The organism is Pseudoalteromonas sp. PPB1, assembly GCF_015356275.1.
Lineage (GTDB): Bacteria > Pseudomonadota > Gammaproteobacteria > Enterobacterales > Alteromonadaceae > Pseudoalteromonas > Pseudoalteromonas rubra_D.
Genome location: NZ_JACEQV010000013.1, coordinates 44,487 through 63,533, shown reverse-complemented (window position 1 = coordinate 63,533; position 19,047 = coordinate 44,487). Strand labels below are relative to the sequence as shown.

The following is a 19,047-nucleotide window of genomic DNA, read 5'->3' as shown; positions in this document are numbered from 1 at the left end:
CCTCTATACCTAAAGCGGGCTGCGAGATTAAATCAAGATGAAACTCGATACCAGGTCATCTTAAGTTGTTGGCTGAGCTTTAGTCTCTAAGCGGCTTCTGCGAAACAGGGTTGACGTCAATGCTAGCAGTAAAAAGCATGCAGCTAATCCCAGTCCCCAGGCTTTGAGCGCAATGCCGGGTTTGGCCTGGATTTGGTAGTTGGTATCAAAACTCAGGTTCAAAGCAGCATGAGGTGTGTACGTGTATTTTTCTCCACTTCGCGTACCAAACTCTGCAACCTGAATGGATAGCTCGGTATCCGTGGCGTCCGCGGGTCCACTAAAATACAGCCGAGCAAGGCGCCCACTACCCGCAGCGCTTTTTGTTGGTGCAACCTGGCTAACGATATACTGTATTGTTCCTTGTTGTGTATTCGCTTGATTTCGCAATACATACAGACCGTTAGCGTTAAGAAAATTACCGTGCTCTAGCTGAGCACCCTTGGTTTTTGTGTCCTGATCTACCAAGGTGATGGATTTGGCGTCGTAGTTCAGGGTTAATTGCACGCCATAGACATCAGGCAGATCTGCCACCATCACATCGACATAAAATTCGCTGCCGGTTTTAATTTGTGGGTTAGCGGTCTGTAGATAAATACGCCCTGGCTCTGCAAGCGCACTGATGCTCATTAGCAACGTGGCAATATACATTATATATTTCATGCTTTTACTCCCTATAAATAAGTAAATGAGGCTGCAACGCAGCAGCCTCTTAGGTAGTGTTACCAGCTTTGTGGTCCTTGTTTGCCAAAGTTGGCACCCAGCAGGGTTAAATCCTGCAGGTTAATTGCGCCGTCGCGATTAAAGTCAGCCGCCATCACATAGCCATTGTGTTGGCCATCCACTGAGCGATAGGCACCCAATAACTGGGTCAGGTCAGCAATGTCGATGACGTTATCGCCATTGCTGTCACCACCAGCTAACGGGATCTGGCCGAAGTCAATGTCAGCCTGACCCGCTGTCAACGTGATCTGTTTCTCGGCCGTAAGGTGGCCCGGTGCACTCAGAGACATCGTGACCTCGCCCAGGCCGACGCGCACGGAGAAACTGCCATCCGGGTTAATGGTGACGCGCTGTCCGTTGATATAGAGGGTGACGTAAATAAAGTCACCAGCAATGCCTAAGTCGGCAACATTGCCAGTTAAAGTCACAGACTCTTCGATGGACAATGTATAGTCGGTATTGCTCTGGTTCAGGTAGTTGCCTTGCTGGTCGGTCATTTGCGCTTGCAAGGTGAGGTTCACCGTACCGGCTTGCTCGGCAATCAGAGTGACAGTGGCAAAGTCACCTTCGCCGGATTTGGCGGTGGCCGGGGCCATCAGCGCCAGTGCACCATCCCACTGATTGTCGCTGATACCCATGGGCACGGATAGACGCTCATCGGAGGGTAAAAACTCGCCATATTCCCCGCCAGAAATGCGGGCTTTGGTGGTGTCACTGACATTGATGATGGCATCTAAACCGTAGATATTAGCACCCTTTACCTTGATTGGCAGGTGCACGGTATCGCCTTCTAATATTGTGCCAGTCGGCATACCCAGCTCCAGTGATTGTGCTACTGAGCCGGCATATTGATATTGCTGAGTGAAGATATCAAAGTTACTCGTCTCTGCAGATGCCTGTGTCCAACCTATTAAAACCTTTTCAGCACTGAGAGATTCTACAAAGGAAGCGCTGGTGGCCGTACTGTTACTGGCAAAGACTTGAAATTCCTCACCTTCCCGTTCGTTTTGTGCGTTGAACATCTGGGCATAAACAACACCGTTGCTGTTTGGGGTGTCGCTAAACCAGCTTATGAGGTAGTTTCCATTCTCAAGTCCCGTAACAGAGGGGGCCGTTTGTACCGCTGATGGATTAATAGAGGACGGTTTTTTAACTATCGGGCTGGTATTTACAACAAATGCCTCTGTTATAGTTTCAGCACTGGGATTGTATCTTTTTGCGTATATGTGGCCGTCTTCTTGCAATTCTTGCCAACTGATGAGAACGTCACTATTGCTCAAAGTTTCAGTGCTATAGTTGATAGAAGAAAGTCCTTCAGCGAAGGTGAGCATTGCGCCATCGGTTTCTCCGGACTGATTGTAGCGTTGACCGTGAATGTTGTAGCGGTTTCCGCTGCTGCTTAACCAGGTAACAACAAAGCCTGTATCAAGCTCGGTAATTTTTACTTTGCTCGTCCTCGTATAGTTCGGAAGTGGTACCCTGATAAAGCTTCCCTGGCTGCGGTTGTCTGCGTCGTAGAGCTTCACATAGACATCTGAATCTGAACCAAGGATCAAGGCAACGACCATGCCACCATTCGTCAGTGCCGCCAACTCGGACTTGGTCTTGTAGAGCGTTTTATCTGATACAACTTCGAATTCTGAGCTGACTGGCTGACTTTGTGCGTTAAATCGTTTTACCAGGGATTTTAAACGGGTATAGCCCTGAAGATCGTCATAACTATGTTGCCATGAGATGGCATATCCCCCGTCTTCCAAACTAACTATACCCGGGAGTTCATTGGCGGAGGCAAGAGAGTTCACAATAAAGCGCTCACCTTTGGGTGTACCATCCATATGGTAGTGTCTTGCAAATATTCTGCTGTACTCACCGTTGGAAGTAGAGCCTACCCAGGTCACAATATAACTGTCATCTTTTAGCTGCGTCGCAGCAGCTCCTTTTGAGTAACTACTGCTGGTTGAGTTGAGTTGCATGGGGTCACTGGCTTGAGTGGGAGTTTGGGCTAAGGCTGTTAATGGCAGGCAGAGTGCAGCGACTAGCAGCATTGAGGGAGACTTGGTAAGAGGCAGGCTGACCTGCTGTTTAATACGTTTAGCGAGCGAGGTTAAATGAGTGTGCATTTTTTTGTCCTTAATTATTTGAAATTGTTGAGGATCCTTCAACACTTTGTTTGCGCGGGCTTATCTTAGAGGCACGATGACAAAAAGGGTATAGGGTATTTACCTTATTAAGTTACCTAAATTGGCAGAATAGATCAGAAGCAAATGCCTTCTTTCAGCGCGAAGCGCACTAACTGGGCTGCTTTATTGAACCCAAGCTTTTTCATAACCCGGGTACGATGTGCATCCACCGTTTTAGCCGAAATACACAGGGCTTCGCCAATCTCTTTATTGGTCTGTCCTTGAGCAATGTGGCGGATTATTTCTTTTTCTCTGAATGTGATCTCAAAATCAGATTTGTTGGTGCGGTAATGATGAAGCTGTTTTTTATTGGCGGGGCTGATGTAACCCTTACCAAGATATACGGCCTGCATGGCATCAACCAAAGTGGCAAAGGTATCGTTTTTGAGCAAGTAACCCGATGCCCCTGCCTCAAGGGCATGATCGATGACTTTGATATCTTTATGCTCGGTAAGGAAGATCACCCGTGTTTTCAGTTCATGTGCCTGTATGCGGTGACAGATACTCAGCCCGCTTATGTTGCCTATGGTGATATCCAAAATGGCAATATCAGGTTCATGTAAGCGGATCAGAGCCCATGCCTGTTCGCCTGAATCGGTATCGGCAATGATGGTGCCAATTTGCGCTTTTTGAAAAAGAGCAAGCAATCCCTGCCTGACAATATGGTGATCGTCGGCAACAATGATTTTCATACACATCCATGTTTTAACTTTATGATAGATAAGGGAATCAAAAGTTTTTTAGGCCAATTGTAACACACCGAGCAATATTCCCTTTTACTTTTCCATGTGTTTATATACAGTGTTTGTGGATGGTATAAGGAAAAACAATGAAATATACGGGAAGCTGCCACTGTAAAGCAGTGCAATTTGAGTTTGAAAGCGAACAGATCACAGAGGCACTACAATGCAATTGCTTTGTGTGCATTAGAAAAAACGCCATTATGTCAAAGCAAAGCTTCACATCAGACGTGTTTTTACTGTTATCAGGTAAAGCACAGCTAAGTACTTACCATTGGGGAGATTGTGATGTGAATCATTATTTTTGCAAGGTGTGTGGGATTTACCCATTTCATGACACAACTTACGAGCCAGGCACTTATCGAGTGAACTTAGGTTGTGTAGATGGACTGGAGCCACGCTTGCTTTCGATTATTGAATTTGATGGCAAAAATCAGTTGTAATAAAAAGCGCCCGATGGCGGCTTTTTAAAAATAGGTGTTTGTAAACGTTTAGAAATCCATCTGCAGTGTTAATGACACCTGACGAGATTTACCAAGGTACATCTGGCCGTAGCTGGTGAACGGGTTACCCTGATTATCGGCATCTTTAAAGTAGGTGCTGATATAGTCTTTATCGAACAGGTTTCTCACATCCAGGCGCACGGTGTAGTTATCCCAGTTGTAGCCCAGCTGCGTATTCACAATCGTATGTTGATCATTGACTGGGTCTGAATTAATCGCATACTTTTCTGCGGTCAGGGATGCGGCAGGATCCAGGTATGCGGTACTTGAATCAGTGTACTTGGCGTTGACATTCACATAGAAGCCATTATCAAAGGTGTAATTAGTCGCCAGATTCGCCGTGAGTTCAGGCGCATCTTCAAACGCACGCCCGGTCAGGTGGCCAAAATCTGTAAATTCAGATTTTGCCAGTCCCACACCTGCAGTCACAGACCAGTTGTTACTTGGGTAGTAGAAGACTTCGGTCTCAAACCCTTTCACTTCTGATTCTGCGGCATTGATGGTTTCTGTGTCATACGGTGATGAAGAGTAACGCTTGATGACCTGCTGATCTTGCCATTTCAGTAAGAAGGCATTGGCATTGACTACCAGTTTGCCATCCAGCCACACAGAGCGTAAAGACAGTTCATAGTTGTTGGTGTATTCAGGGTCGTAGCTGAAAATATTTGAGCGTGCGACGTTAAATCCAACACCACCAGAGCGATAGCCTTTTTGGTAGATGAAGCTGGTCGACATATCCTGGTTAAAGTGGTAGGTAGCGCCTAGTTTTGGCAACCACGCGCTGAAGTCTTCTTTGGTTGCAGGCTCTACACCAGAAGCGGCTTCTGCAAAGCCGTGCAGGTAGGCATTGATGCCAGTAATAACTGGTGCAATTTGTGCCGGAACCTGAGCTGGATCTGGCATTGGGTTATTGATCTTGTAGGCATTATTGGCACTATTAGTTTGCTCTTCAGTGTCATAGCGCAGCCCGGCTAGCAGGTCAATTTGCTCTGTAACAGACCAGGTCAGGTCGCCATAAATCGCGGCTGTTTTGATCTTCTGAGTCAGACCATAATTGAGCTCAAGATTAATTGGGTCAATATCTGGGTAGAATGGGGCAACCGCTGCCGCTGTTTGTGCTGCCATTTCGGCAGGCAGGCCTTGTTGCATTAGCAGGCCTGTTACTGCTGTAACCAGATCGGGTGCTCTGACCGCTTGTTCCAGGGTCATCAGACGCTGACCTTGTGCTTTATCATCCACGTCGACTTGTGACGCATAAAGACCAAATGCAGCCTGAATTGCATCCGATTCATAGGTTACTCTGAATTCCTGGCTGAAGGTTTCATCGATACGGTGGTCATAGTTATCTTTTACAAGCTGGGTAGGCTGCATATCGCCATCCCAGTTGTAGCGATAGTCAGACTCGTTGTAGGTCGTGACTGAGTGTAGCGACGTTGTGTCGTTAAGATCCCAGCTTGCCTCCAGGTTATAAATATCGGTTTTAGTTTCTTCCCAGATTGGAGAGTTGAAATCAACCTGACGATCAAAAGGACTACCACCGAAGTCATACAGGGCGAACTGAGCACCAAAGCGGTTGTCATTGTTGGTATACGTGAACAACACATCAACATCGTCGTTTGGCTCAAATAACAATTTCGCACGTAATGTTTCGCTGTTTTCAAAATTTGCCGTGTCACCCCGGGTGATGTTGTCTATGTCACCATCGGTTTGCTTGTCTTCGTAGCTTACTCTGAACGCCAGCATGTCTTCTACCAGACCCATGCCCCCGGCAAAGGCATACTCTTGCTGGCCATGTTGACCCACCGTTGCTTTTAGCTTTGCACTTGGTTCATAAGTTGGGTCTTGTGAGCGCATCATGATAGCACCCGCCAGCGCGTTGCGCCCTTGTAGGGTTGATTGTGGACCACGGAATACTTCAACCTGTGCCAGATCCCACACAGACAAACCGCCGCTTTTTACCATGCGAAACGGCAGTGGTGCACCATCCAGGTACATACTGGTCAAAAAGCTGTTACCCCCACCGGACACTGAGAATGAATCGACGCCACGGATACTGAAACCCTGGTTAAAGTCACCGGCGACATTTGGCATCATTGCAAATACATCATTGATATTCTGCAAGTTATTCTTTTCCATATCTTTGCTGGTAACAACCGCAACACTACTTGGGGTTTCCTGCAAAGTACGGTCAATCTTCTGACCTTGTACTACGATAACATCCAGTTCTTTTGCTTCGTCTGCAATGGCTGAAGTTGATGCCGTGGCGGCAGAGATCAGCGCCAATCCGACAGATTTAGCCAAAATATTCAGTTTCATACGTCACGTTTCCAGAGAGTAAGAGAGTTATAAATAATTTTTCCCGGGAATAATACTGGATTATTCTAAAAATACAAATGATATCCAATATCATTTGCGTATATGGACCCAAATAGGCTTTTTCTTTCTCTGGTTGATATGTAATCGATTGACGCGATGTCCCGATAAGATATAGGCTCAGTAAACACCCACGATAAGGAGCTTGTATGTTTCCTCTTGATGTTATCCTGACCTACACCCTGGCATGCCTGCTATTAGTGATCTCACCGGGACCAGACAATTTATTGGCGATAGCGCGCGGTTTGAGTCAGGGGCGGCTGGCGGCCATTGTGTCCGGGCTATCGTCAGGTGCCGGGATCTTGTTTCATGTTCTGGCTGCAACCTTTGGCCTGACTTTGCTGATCCAAACCTCGGAGATAGCCTTTTATGCGGTCAAGCTGGTTGGCGCGGCTTACCTTATTTGGCTGGGTGTGAAGGTGCTCCGGACCCGCCAGTTGTTTTCGCTGCACGATGCGCCAGCTCAGCCATTACTACGAATTTTCTCATTGGGTTTTTTATCTGCCGCACTAAACCCTAAGCCGGGGATTTTTGTGCTGGCGTTTGTGCCGCAGTTTGTGAACCCTGAATTGGGTTCAGTAACAACTCAGATGCTCGGCTACGGTGTCTGGTTCGCCTTGCTGACAGCGGCTGGGTTTGCACTGATGGGGATTTTTTCATCGCATTTATCGGTGTGGTTACAACAGAAACCTCGTTTTGTGTTGGGCCTGAACGTGGGAGCCGGTGCGACATTTATCGCCTCTGGTCTGGCTGTAGCCTTGATGAAACAAAAGCAGCCAGCTGGTGTTTAGAGTGTGTCCCTACTAATACCTGTATTTGTTCGGGTATGTGGAGTTCAACCATTCAGGCGCTGCTGAGCCATTGCTCGGACTAATTAACAGTAATTTACAAAATCGGTCGCGCCAGGCATTACCGAATCTGAGAGGGGCAGCAAGAAGCTGCTAAGATAGACTTGGCCCAACATAATGCGCACTTTCCCTATAAAAGTTACTTTTCTAGTTAAATCATGCCTATAAATACCATTTTGTTGTATAGAACTAACCTTTAGGTTTCTTGCCTCGGGCTTTTATCGCGTTTTATTTGAGCGCCAACGCACACTTATTGCACCAATCAAGGAAGTAACATACGGTTAATAAGTTTCTCAAAGTGTTATGTTGTAACACTCTGGGTAATCCAAAAATAAAAATAGGGAAAATGTATGCATCAACTAAAACTTGGCCGCACTATGCGTATCGCATTGTTCGGTGCAGCCACTGCGCTCTGTAGCTTACCTGGGCTAGCTGCCAAAGGAGACGAAGGGGTACTCTCTGCAGCCACTTTTAAAGGGTTAGAGCTGAGAAATATTGGCCCTGGCTTTATGTCAGGTCGTATTGCTGATATCGCCATTGATCCCCAAGATACCAGTGTCTGGTATGTAGGGGTTGGCTCCGGCGGAGTATGGAAAACGCATAATGCAGGCGTGACCTGGCAACCCGTTTTTGATGATCAGCCCGTTTACTCAATCGGTGCAGTAGTGTTGGACCCAAATAATAGTAATACCGTTTGGGTAGGCACGGGTGAAAACGTCGGCGGTCGCCATGTCAGCTTTGGTGATGGTATCTATGTTAGCCATGATGGTGGCGCAAACTGGACCAATATGGGGCTGAAAAACTCCGGTCATATTTCTGAGATCATTGTACATCCAACGGACTCAAATACACTCTGGGTTGCTGCACAGGGCCCACTGTGGAGCAAAGGTGGTCAACGTGGTCTGTACAAAACCACCGATGGCGGAAAAACCTGGGATAAAGTGCTGGGTGATAATGACTGGACCGGCGTGACCGATGTGGCCATCGACCCACGTGATCCTAACGTATTGTATGCTGCTACCTGGCAACGGCACCGTACCGTAGCGGCGTATTATGGCGGTGGTCCGGGTTCCGGCTTACATAAATCCACAGATGGTGGCAAAACCTGGCAAAAGTTGGCGCAAGGGTTACCGAAAGGAGAAATGGGCAAGATAGGCCTTGAAGTTTCCCCAATAGACCCGGATGTCGTGTACGCCGCCATTGAATTGAATCGCCGTACAGGCGCCGTGTATCGTTCGGCTGATCGGGGTGCGTCTTGGGTTAAAGGAGCCGATGCCGTTGCTGGTGGTACCGGACCACATTACTATCAGGAACTCTACGCCAGCCCTCACCATTTTGATCATATCTACCTGGCTGGTGTACGTTTGCATGAGTCCAAAGACGGTGGCAAATCTTTTAAACGGATGGAAGAAAAGGATAAGCATGGTGATAACCATGCCATGGAATTTATTGCCGGTGATAAGAACTACATGATGGTGGGGTCCGACGGTGGTTTATATGAAAGCTTCGACAGTGGTGTGCACTGGCGCTACCACGAAAATCTGCCGGTGACTCAGTACTATAAGCTGGCGCTGGATGACGATAAGCCGTTTTACAATATTTACGGTGGGACACAGGACAATAATACTCAGGGTGGCCCGTCTCGTACTCTAAACAGCCACGGTATTCTCAACACTGACTGGAAAGTGGTGTTGTTTGGTGATGGTCACCAGCCAGCCACAGAGCCGGGTAACCCGGATATTGTGTATGCGCAATGGCAGCAGGGCAACCTGACCCGCTACGATCGCACCACAGGTGAGATAGTTTATATTAAGCCTCAGCCGGGTAAGGGTGAAAAGCCTGAACGCTTTAACTGGGATGCCCCCATTCTGGTTAGTCCACACAAACCTTCACGGTTGTACTTTGCCTCACATAGGGTTTGGCAGTCGGAAGACCGTGGTGACAGCTGGACACCTATCTCGGGTGATCTGACTAAGAATCGAGAACGAATTCATCAGCCTATCATGGGTGGTAAGCAGGGCTGGGATGGTGCCTGGGACATGTTTGCGATGTCACAATACAGCACTATTACATCCTTGTCTGAATCTCCCCTGGTGGAAGGTCTGCTGTATGCCGGTACCGACGATGGCCATATTCAGATCACTGAAAATGGGGGTAAGTCCTGGCGTAAAGTGGATGTTAAGCGATTGCCTAAGGTACCAAATACGGCATTTATCAATGACATCAAAGCCGACTTGTTCGATCCTGACACGGTTTATATTGCGCTGGATAACCACAAGTTCGGCGACTATAAGCCTTATTTACTAAAAAGTACTAACCGTGGTAAGTCCTGGAAGTCAATTGCTAGCAATTTACCTGACAAGCACCTGGTTTGGCGTGTAGTACAAGATCATGTCGACCCGGATCTGCTGTTCGCTGGGACTGAATTTGGTTTGTTCTTTACTGTCGATGGCGGTAAGCGTTGGGTGGAGCTGACGGGTAATGTTCCGACGATTTCGTTCCGCGACTTGGCTATCCAGCGTCGTGAAAATGACCTGGTGGGGGCCAGCTTTGGCCGGGGTTTCTTTGTTCTGGATGACTATCGGGCGTTGCGTAACCTGTCAGAAGACAAGCTGGAGCAGGGATCTTTACTATTCCCAACCCGTGATGCGCTATGGTATATCGAGCGCAGCCCGCTCGGTGGTGGTGAAGTGGGCACTCAGGGTGGTAACAAATACCGTGCACCGAATCCGGATTTTGGCGCCACCTTTACCTACTATCTGAAAGACGACATCAAGAGTCTCAAGGCACAGCGCCAGGCAACAGAAAAAGCACTGAAAGAAGACGATAAGTCGGTGGGTGTACCAGCATGGGAAAAACTTGAAGCTGAGGTGCGTCAACAGCAACCTGCCATTTGGTTCACTATTCGTGATGAGCAGGGTAATGTGATCCGTAAGGTACAGGGTAAGGCCAAAAAAGGCCTGCATCGGGTTAACTGGGATCTGCGTTGGCCTGCGCATCAGGCCATAGGCGTACAGGGCAATTATTTCTCACCTGACCCGCAAGGCCCACTTGTGACGCCGGGCACTTACAGCGTTAGCATGAGCAAAGAGGTTGATGGCCAAATCACCCAATTAGAGGCACCACAAACCTTTAAAGTGGTGCAGCTGCACCAGCGTAATGCCCTAAAGGCCATTGATGGCGAAAAAGTGGCCGCGTTCTGGAAAGAGTTGGCTAATGTACAGCGCGTAGCCAGCGCTACTGGTCAGGCATTGGGTAAAGCCGTGAAGCGACTGGATATGCTTGAACAGTCGCTGGATCGTACCTCAGTCGCCCCTGGTGAGTTTGATAGCCAGTTTGCGACTATCCGCAGCCAGTTACTGGCACTGGATAGCCGCCTGAATGGTAACCCTGCTAAAAACCAGGTGGGTGCCTGGAATGACGAGGCCACAGTAGGTGACCGTTTGTTCCACGCACTGATTGGTACCAGTTACTCGACGTACGGTCCGACCCCTGCTATTCGTACTAGTGTGGATCTGGCAACGGAAGAACTCAGAGCGATCCGCAATGAACTGCAGACTATTCTGAGCGAGACTATTCCTGCGTTTGAGCAGCAATTGCAAGCCAAAGGGGCACCTTGGGTCCCAGGTCAGTCATTGCCAAAGATTTAATCTGTCACTACATTTAGAAAACTAAGAAAAGGGCTCAGCTGAGCCCTTTTCTTTTATCACGTGAAGGAATACATCTGTGTACATGTTCAGCTCGAGTTGGTTAAATTAATAGTCGCTCTGTTAAGTAAATCAGAGTCCTGTGGTGCTTTTACTGGCCTGGGACATACGCTTACTGAAATTAAATTAAGGACGAGGTGCAAAAATGACAAACATCCGATTGGCAACACAGCAAGATTTATTCGGTATTGTGAAATTGTATAAAGAGTTACGTGGACATGATCCTCATATGAGCGAGCAGGTGCTTGAGTCGACTTGGGCTGAGATGCTGAATAACCCGGGAGTGAGTATCGTGGTTGCTGAGGTAGACGGCCAGCTGGCATCAACTTGTCAATTGGGTGTGGTACTGACACTTACCAACGGGTGCCGCCCATTTGGCATCATTGAACATGTCATTACCGCGGAGTCGTTTCGTCGTCAGGGGCTTAGTGAGCAGGTGCTCGAAAAGGCGTTGTCGTGTGCCTGGGAGCAGGATTGTTATAAGGTGATGTTGTTGTCTGGCGCGACCAGAACCAGCGCGCATAAGTTGTATGAAAAGGTGGGATTCAAATCGGGTGTAGAAAGTGGGTTTGTTATTAAGAGCCCGGTTCAGACAGCGTAACACTCTGCTACGTTGTTGCTATGTGGCATGGATGTGTCACTCGGTGTGTGGCATAAATTTGTCTGTATGATGTTCGTCTCATAGGTGTTATCCGCCAAAGTTACTATTTTATTTATGAATACCTCAAATTTATGGTCCACCGGACTTGAGCAGGACAAACCCCAGGAAATGGGGGCCGTGCTGGCCGAGTATTTTAACCCTTATTTAAATAAGCAATTTGCACTAAAGCTGATCAGCCCCGATGATTTGCCCCGCTTTTGCCGCTGGATGAATGATCCCCGGATTGCGCATTTCTGGCAACAGGCCTGGAGTGAAGAAAAACAATGGCAGTACTTGAGTGACAAATTAGCCGATGCCCACACTTTGCCTTTGATAGGATACCTTGACGAGCAGCCTTTCGCTTATCTGGAGGTATATTGGGCGGCGAAAGACAAGCTGGCACACTACTATGAAGCCGACACTTATGACCGCGGGATACATTTGTTAGTGGGTGAGCAAAGTTGCCGAGGACCAAATAATTTTCGAGGCTGGATGACCAGCCTCAGTCATCTGATCTATCAAAGTCAGCCACAGACTCAGCGCATTGTGCTGGAACCCAGAGCCGACAATGCGCGCCTGTTGACCCGCATGGCAGAGCTCGGTTATGACAAACAATTCGAGTTTGATTTCCCCCATAAACGTGCTGCATTATTGATGGCTCATAAAGCGCATTTCTATGAACATATCTTCGCGGCATACGGTGCGTGCGAACCTGCTGTTTAGAACATTGGCATACGCTATGTGAATGTGTATGGTGTGCTTATATATCTGTAAAGGAATCGACCATGGACCATACACAAGCCCACACTTACCTGCTCAATAAACCCTTTTCTTCTGTCGGGCAACCCTTTGGACCAGGTGTGGATGTGTTTAAAGTGAAAGACAAAATGTTCGCCACCTTGTCACCGGGCAGATATAACGAAGGTGAAACGTGCCATTGGTGGCTAAATTTGAAGTGTGACCCGGATGAAGCACAGGCATTGCGGGATATTTTTGAGGCTGTGATCCCCGGTTATCATATGAATAAGCGACTTTGGAATACGGTGATCCTGGACGGCTCAGTGCCCCGCGGAGAAATTGAGCGCATGATCGATAACTCATTTCTACTGGTGGTGCAGAAGATGTCCAAAAAACAGCGAGAGGCTGTATTGCTGCACCTTTAGTGTTTTAATCACAATTGGGTTATTCTTGTTTCCGAGTAGGATAATAACAATTACATAACACTATGCGCTACCAGTTCGATGACTTTGAGTTCGACAGTATTGATTTGATATTGCTTCGTGCGGGCACCGCACTTGCTATTCGCCACAATGAAGCAAAATTACTGGCTCTGTTACTGGCAAATACCCACAGAGTGTTGAGTAAAGAGGAAATTCTGGATCAGGTCTGGCAAGGCAAAGTCGTCTCTGAACAGGCGGTGTTTCAGAATATCAGTCATTTACGCGCCTTATTTGGCAACGATGCGATCAAAACCTTTGCTAAGCGCGGTTACCAGTGGCAGCGCCAGATAACAGCCGTGAACACCGCGTCGGTAACGCACTCACTCACCACTCAGGACACTGTTCATACACCTGTGACCGCGACACCCACTGACGCTCCAGCACGCCACAGGGTCAGCAACTGGCTGGCAGTTTCGCTTATCTCCTTATTGGTGTTGCTGGCGGTTATCTTTGTGATGCAGCGCGATGAAGTGCAACCGACACATTTTGCGATAACTTATTTGCCATTTGAAGGTACAGGGCCTGAACAGTGGCAACTACAAGACACCACGCAGCTGAATTTTACGTCCCTGGCTACGCTTTCTGCGGCGCATTTCAGAACATCGCAGGAATTGTTGTACCCAGAGGTGGCAACGCAGCATCCGGTGATCCTCACAGCCAGTGCGCGTCAGATTGACGCGCTTTGGTATCTGACTTTCTGGCTCAAAGGCCCGGCGGGTCAGTGGCAGGGGGTGTTGCATGGCGCAACTCCACAAGCCGTGCAGCAGAAGCTCTATCAACATCTCAGTCAGCCGGTCGTTGCATCTTTGTTGCAGCATGCCCACTCACCTGACCTTAAGCTAGCCATGCTGACGCAGGCCCATCAGCGGACACCAAAAGATTTGATCCTGCTGGGAGCATTGGTTAATGCGTATCTGGATGTGCAGGAATTAGAGAAAGCGATGGCCATGGCTGAAAAACTGGCCGTGCTGGCCAAAGCGCAGACAAACTCACAGCAAGAGGGGCGCGCTCTGGCGTATCAGGGTGAGATTTTGTTACGCAAAAACCTCGTCGACCTCAGTCTGATAAGACTGGACGCCGCATTGCAGGCGCTGGGGATCAGCCAGGATCTGAGAGCTCAGTCAGACGTCTTGCACAGTCGTTCCTGGTTGCATCATTTGCAGGGGGATTATGAGCAGGTTAAAGCGAGCCTGCTGCATTCCGCACAGCTGGCCCGACAGACACAGGACATTGCCAGGGAGTTAGATGCGCTGACTTACTTGTCGATAATGGCGAGCAAAAATCAGCAGGATGATGACAAGTATCATTATTTAAGGCTGGCAGAGGAGAAAATGCGGGACTATGAGCTGCCGGTTTACCACTTTGCTAAAGTGCCTTTCCACTATGCTATTTTTGCAGATAAACCCGCTGACAAAGAACCACACTATCGGCGCGTGCTGGAATATACGGCACTGACACCGAATCATTGGGTGGCTCAGTCCAGCCGTAAATTTTTGGTTCGTTATTATTTGCGTGAAGCGCGTTTTGAGGAGGCTGAATCACTGATCTCCAGTGTACGTCAGGATAATGCAGAAAATGCTTATCTGTCAGTCATGTACGCGGCTGCCGTGCAAACTGAGAGTGAACTTTTGCCCCTGGCGTTGCGTGCCTTTGAGCTGGCTCAGCTGTCAGGAGAGCGCCGGATTGGTCTTGATGTGGCGTTGCTGTTATGTCAGATGCCAGTTGAGTCAGGCGTGAACAGTGATTTCTATGCGCAGTATATCAGTGAGCATGCGACGTCAGACTGGCGAACGCAGAATGAAGCACAGTTGCTGGCACTCAATTTAATGGCTGCGGGCAGATAGGTAGGGTATTACCCGTCAGACTCAGAGGCGATGAGGGCCGCTGAGCCTGACACGCAAGGTTATACCAATTTCACTTAATACCTAGTCTATTTGAAGGAGCAAATAGGACGCTAACAGTGTTAAAAATTTCTCATTTAGAACAACTAAATAGCAAAGTTTTTGCCTTGTTATCGACCCTATTTTCTCGCCTCAAAATAGATCACTTAATTAAGCAAATTGGTATTAGTAGACAAAGGGAATCAGCTTTTTGGTTTTGGCTGCGTATTGGTCGAATTTCTCGCCATAACGCTCAGACAAGTAGCCATCAAGTGCCGGAATATGGAAACTGATAAACGAGTACGCCATAAAAAAGGGCAGCAACAGCGTCCAGAAGTTATAGCTGAGTAAGCACCAGCCCGTGAACAGCACGACATCACCAAAGTAGTTGATGTGCATTGAATACTTGAACAGACCCTCTGTGTAGCATTGGCCTTTGTTTGCTGGATTTTGTTTCCACCATTTTCGTTGGATCTCAGAACCACTGTTCAGATATGAGCCAACGGCCAGCAGAACCAGCGCCACTATGTCCAGAGTACCAAATGGGATCACTTCGCTTCTGAATGCACCACCGCCGACCAGTAACAGGCCTATTTCGAAAAAGGCCATGAAGCACAGCAAACCCAAAGCTTCTCCCCAGTCAATTCTGCGTTGCAGCAGGTAGAGTACTGTAATGGCATGGCGCAACCAGTAGACAAACACACAGGCCAGCATGAGCAGGGCTCTGTCGTTATCTACCAGCGTCCATTGTTGGCCAAATACTTGGCCAATCAGCGTCCAGCCGTCAGCTACTGCCAGCCAGGCGCAAAAGAGTACTAAGCCAAAGTGCAGGCCGACAAAGGTCCACCTTTGCGCTATGGTTCGGCCATGCTCGCGATTGACCCCACCACCGGCACTTTGACTGTCCGAGTTCTGATTTATTGTTTCCATATTTTTTCCTTCAATCATATTAACTTAGCTTTAGTCGATATCATCTACTGGAGCTCTGCGCTGAGTTCCACTGGCGCAGCTGGACGGGTGCGGTAGATGACATAGTTACACAGAGATATTAGTGCCAGTGTGGCAGTCCCCAGGGTGATCCAGGCCGCTTGACCGGTCTCGATGGCCCAGTACAAAATGAGGCCATATAACACTTGTGTGACGGCCTCCATAGGCAGGCCTAGCTTGGCGCCATCGAACACTAAGCCGTTAAAGTGACAGAGCCAGAAAAACAGCAGGGACAGGCTCACTAAAGGCAATGTGGGTAGCTCGCCAAAATAACTCATCAGATAGGTAAACAGCACCACAATACTGCTAAAGCGCACGAAGGCAGTCCATTTGGTGCGTTTACAGATGTAAGGGTCTTTTGGCTTAAAGTCTTTGGACTTTACTTTGGCGGTGAGCGAGTAGAAATCGGCTTTATTGGCGTTTTTAGGAAGCCAGGCTGGTGGCGCAAAAATAGAGCACAACACCTCAAACACAGAACGTGAGCATTTAATTTTTTGCCAAATGGTTTTGAGGTAATAAGAGTTGATCACCAGTGGACTAAAGCTTGGGTATGATTCACGCACACCGTACACCACCGGGTCGCTCTCCAATTCTCGCTGATAGGTGCCAAACAGGCGATCCCAGATGATTAAGATGCCCCCATAGTTTTTGTCGATATACTGACGGTTACGCGCATGATGGACGCGGTGCAAAGAGGGGGTATTAAAAATTTTGTCTGCGCGAGGGGTCTTTTTCAGATATTTGGTGTGAATGCAAAATGCCCAGATAATTTGGGTATAGCTGGCGGCCAGAAATACTTCCAGCGAAATGCCCATAAATGCCATAGGGATAAAGGTCATCCACATGGTCAGTTCGGTGAAATAGCTGATCCGGATGGATACGCCAAAATTAAAATTCTCCGCCGTATGGTGTACCAGATGGTCGGCCCAGAATAGCCCTATCATATGATGGAAGCGGTGGTTCCAGTAATACAAAAAGTCATAAACTAAGAATGCGAGTAAATAAATCAGCGGGTTGCTCTGATCCAGTTCGACCAGTCTGTACTCGTTGTAGACCAGGGTGTACAGGGCAACCACGGCGAGCAAAAAGATAAACGACAAGCCCAGATTGCCCAGTGCAATGGTGGCATTGGTCAGGGTGTCATTGAGGCGGTAGTTTTTTTGCTTTCGCAAAAAATTGATGGTTGCCAGAATAAAAAGCGGGCCCAGATAAAAGGGCAGGGTATACATTACTTCTTCGGTAAAGTTGAGATCCATGTTAATCCCTTAGTGTGTTGTCTTAATTAGTTGAGGGCAGCAGCCAACAGGCTTGCTGTCTTTTTATGATGCATATGTCATAAGCATCGACATATGGAATAAAATAACTTTGTAAATTTATATTAACATTGTTTTATCCTTAATTTCACTAATTTTGTTTGCTGTTCCTTGCCATTACACCTTACCCCCTTTGTATACAGGGGTTGTAGGCGAATGCCCAATAGAAAATGGTGGTTAACATTGTGTTTTTTAAATGTGAATGGAAAATGGATGTGGAATAAAGATTCCCTGCTGTTTTATGCTCAGGAATAAAAATAGAGTGTTTGCTCAATGTTTTTCAGTTCAGGCCGATACGGTGTGCGGGATATAAAAAAGGAAATGAAAACAATGACTAAATATGTATTACCTCTGCTAGGGTTGATGGCGTCTGCCGCAGCGGTTCAGGCTTCAGACACAACAACACTGGTCAGTCAGAATTTTGATGATGGCTATGTCGGTTTGTTTGTAGCAGACGGCGCATTGAGCCAGTTTGCAGCAACTCCGCTGTCACCCATCAGCGGCGCAAAGAGTCTGGCGATGACCAGCGAAGGCCATTATCGGGTCGGTACTGAGGCGCTGATCATGCGAACGCTCCCCGAGGTGAGTCGTTTGAATGCGTCGTTTGATATTGCGATGCCACTATCCGATAGTGAAAGCCGCAACCCCTACACCCTAGTGCAGTGTGTGTTTGAGATAGAATATGCCGATGGCAATGTGTACGAGTCTTATGTTTCACGTAATGATGAAGTACCCACGTATCAGGACAGTATTTATTCTCATGACTGCCAGGTAACCTTGCCAGCGGGCAAAGCCATTCACAAAGTTACCTGGTTTCTTGACAGCTACGCTTTACCCAATGAAACCGTCTACCTGGACAATCTTGAGATAACACTCGAAGAGGGGAGCCATCAAAGCAATGCCGAAGTGGAATTGTTCTCACCAGGGCAAGACTTCTCGACGCTCACCGAGGCGCAGGTTGACGCCTTTTTTAGTCATGCTCCCACTTTGACGCATGCTAATGGGGTGGCAAGTTTGCGTTTAAACCAGACTGCATCCGGCAGTTATGCTACGCGCTTTCACCTTGCTGCGCCTGACTTCTCTCATACTCACCCTGAGTATATGATCTATCAGGCTAGCATTACCAACCCAGGTTCGCAGCCGGTAAATGCGCAGCTTTATAGCAGTGCCAGTTATCAAAAGCAGTTCCGCAATGTTGATCACAGTGCTGCCTTTGCGCCTAGTTATTACATTGCACCAAATAGTACCACCGTGGTGCCGATTATTGTTGACCTGGGTAGTGATGGCTTGACCACAGAGATTACCTCTACTGAGCTGCGTATTACCGCGGACGGAGCTGTGTCCTTAAATAGTCTGACGCTGCTTTCCGGTACCAGCTTGTCGGATGGTTTGGTGACGATCTCGACGTCAGGGTTTGAAACTGATACCGGCGGATTTACAACACGTTCGCCGCAAGACGTTACCCTGAGCAATCAGAATCTTCAGGTCATCAGTGGTGAGCAAAGCCTGGGGTTTGAGATGAGTCCGTGGCGCCAGGCTAGCTTTACACATTACTTTGGCTGGGGCGAAAAATATTATGCGGATAAAGTCTATACCCAGTTGGCTGTACAGCTGATGGAAGCGCAAAAAGACACGCCCGTCAGAGTGTGTACAGACGTATATTACATGAATGGTGCACAAGATAGCCATTGTGAAGAGCGCATGCTGGGGGTGGGCAGTTTTCAACTGCATGAAGTTTACCCGGTCGACTCTTCGCGGCCGCTTTATCGCATGATTGTCCGGGTTCGGTCCTATGGTAGCGTTAGTATTAAAGGGGAAATGGATAATTTTGTGCTTGGATACTGGCCTGCAATCCCACCGCAGTAATCGTGGATCCTGTAAACGGGCACAGGTA

The 19,047-nt window shown here is 48.0% G+C and carries 14 protein-coding genes; 8 read left to right on the top strand and 6 right to left on the bottom strand.

The window, feature by feature from the left end; translation table 11 throughout:
- Positions 1-60: 60 nt before the first annotated feature.
- The 3 genes from IY568_RS14360 to IY568_RS14350 form a co-directional block, all read right to left on the bottom strand.
- Positions 61-702: a cohesin domain-containing protein gene (locus IY568_RS14360; protein ID WP_194867947.1), complete on the bottom strand. Its 642-nt coding sequence runs from the start codon at positions 700-702 to the stop codon at positions 61-63.
- Between the two features lie 59 nt (positions 703-761).
- A complete protein-coding gene (locus tag IY568_RS14355) occupies positions 762-2,882 on the bottom strand; it encodes a dockerin type I domain-containing protein (RefSeq protein ID WP_194867946.1) in 2,121 nt (706 codons plus the stop codon).
- 134 nt (positions 2,883-3,016) lie between these two features.
- The gene (locus IY568_RS14350; RefSeq protein ID WP_194867945.1) at positions 3,017-3,634 is read right to left on the bottom strand and encodes a response regulator; all 618 of its coding nucleotides are present in this window, start codon (positions 3,632-3,634) and stop codon (positions 3,017-3,019) included.
- Between the two features lie 137 nt (positions 3,635-3,771).
- On the opposite strand from IY568_RS14350, the gene IY568_RS14345 reads away from it, so the two are divergent.
- Positions 3,772-4,125 carry a GFA family protein gene (locus tag IY568_RS14345; RefSeq protein ID WP_194867944.1) on the top strand — a complete coding sequence of 118 codons (354 nt, stop codon included), beginning with the start codon at positions 3,772-3,774 and terminating at the stop codon, positions 4,123-4,125.
- Positions 4,126-4,173: 48 nt separating this feature from the next.
- Here IY568_RS14345 and IY568_RS14340 read toward each other — a convergent pair whose 3' ends face one another.
- Positions 4,174-6,501 (bottom strand): TonB-dependent receptor, encoded by a 2,328-nt coding sequence (locus IY568_RS14340; RefSeq protein ID WP_194867943.1) that lies wholly within the window; start codon positions 6,499-6,501, stop codon positions 4,174-4,176.
- 206 nt (positions 6,502-6,707) lie between these two features.
- On the opposite strand from IY568_RS14340, the gene IY568_RS14335 reads away from it, so the two are divergent.
- From IY568_RS14335 to IY568_RS14310, 6 genes are all read left to right on the top strand, one after another.
- Entirely contained in the window at positions 6,708-7,349 is a 642-nt protein-coding gene (locus IY568_RS14335) for a LysE family translocator (RefSeq protein ID WP_194867942.1), read from the top strand.
- 407 nt (positions 7,350-7,756) lie between these two features.
- Positions 7,757-11,056 (top strand): VPS10 domain-containing protein, encoded by a 3,300-nt coding sequence (locus IY568_RS14330; RefSeq protein ID WP_194867941.1) that lies wholly within the window; start codon positions 7,757-7,759, stop codon positions 11,054-11,056.
- Between the two features lie 202 nt (positions 11,057-11,258).
- The gene (locus tag IY568_RS14325; protein ID WP_125562804.1) at positions 11,259-11,714 is read left to right on the top strand and encodes a GNAT family N-acetyltransferase; all 456 of its coding nucleotides are present in this window, start codon (positions 11,259-11,261) and stop codon (positions 11,712-11,714) included.
- Positions 11,715-11,828: 114 nt separating this feature from the next.
- Complete coding sequence (locus tag IY568_RS14320) at positions 11,829-12,476, top strand: GNAT family N-acetyltransferase (RefSeq protein WP_228553354.1); 648 nt, start codon at positions 11,829-11,831, stop codon at positions 12,474-12,476.
- Between the two features lie 62 nt (positions 12,477-12,538).
- On the top strand, positions 12,539-12,916 hold the full coding sequence (locus tag IY568_RS14315) for an MmcQ/YjbR family DNA-binding protein (RefSeq protein ID WP_125562802.1): 378 nt from the start codon (positions 12,539-12,541) through the stop codon (positions 12,914-12,916).
- A 62-nt stretch (positions 12,917-12,978) separates the two neighbouring features.
- A complete protein-coding gene (locus tag IY568_RS14310) occupies positions 12,979-14,817 on the top strand; it encodes a winged helix-turn-helix domain-containing protein (protein WP_194867940.1) in 1,839 nt (612 codons plus the stop codon).
- A 222-nt stretch (positions 14,818-15,039) separates the two neighbouring features.
- Here IY568_RS14310 and IY568_RS14305 read toward each other — a convergent pair whose 3' ends face one another.
- Both IY568_RS14305 and IY568_RS14300 read right to left on the bottom strand, forming a co-directional pair.
- The gene (locus IY568_RS14305) at positions 15,040-15,783 is read right to left on the bottom strand and encodes a DUF1295 domain-containing protein (protein ID WP_138538610.1); all 744 of its coding nucleotides are present in this window, start codon (positions 15,781-15,783) and stop codon (positions 15,040-15,042) included.
- Between the two features lie 44 nt (positions 15,784-15,827).
- On the bottom strand, positions 15,828-17,096 hold the full coding sequence (locus IY568_RS14300; protein ID WP_194867939.1) for a sterol desaturase family protein: 1,269 nt from the start codon (positions 17,094-17,096) through the stop codon (positions 15,828-15,830).
- A 387-nt stretch (positions 17,097-17,483) separates the two neighbouring features.
- Here IY568_RS14300 and IY568_RS14295 point away from each other — a divergent pair, with 387 nt between their 5' ends.
- Positions 17,484-19,019: a hypothetical protein gene (locus tag IY568_RS14295; protein ID WP_194867938.1), complete on the top strand. Its 1,536-nt coding sequence runs from the start codon at positions 17,484-17,486 to the stop codon at positions 19,017-19,019.
- Positions 19,020-19,047: the final 28 nt, after the last annotated feature.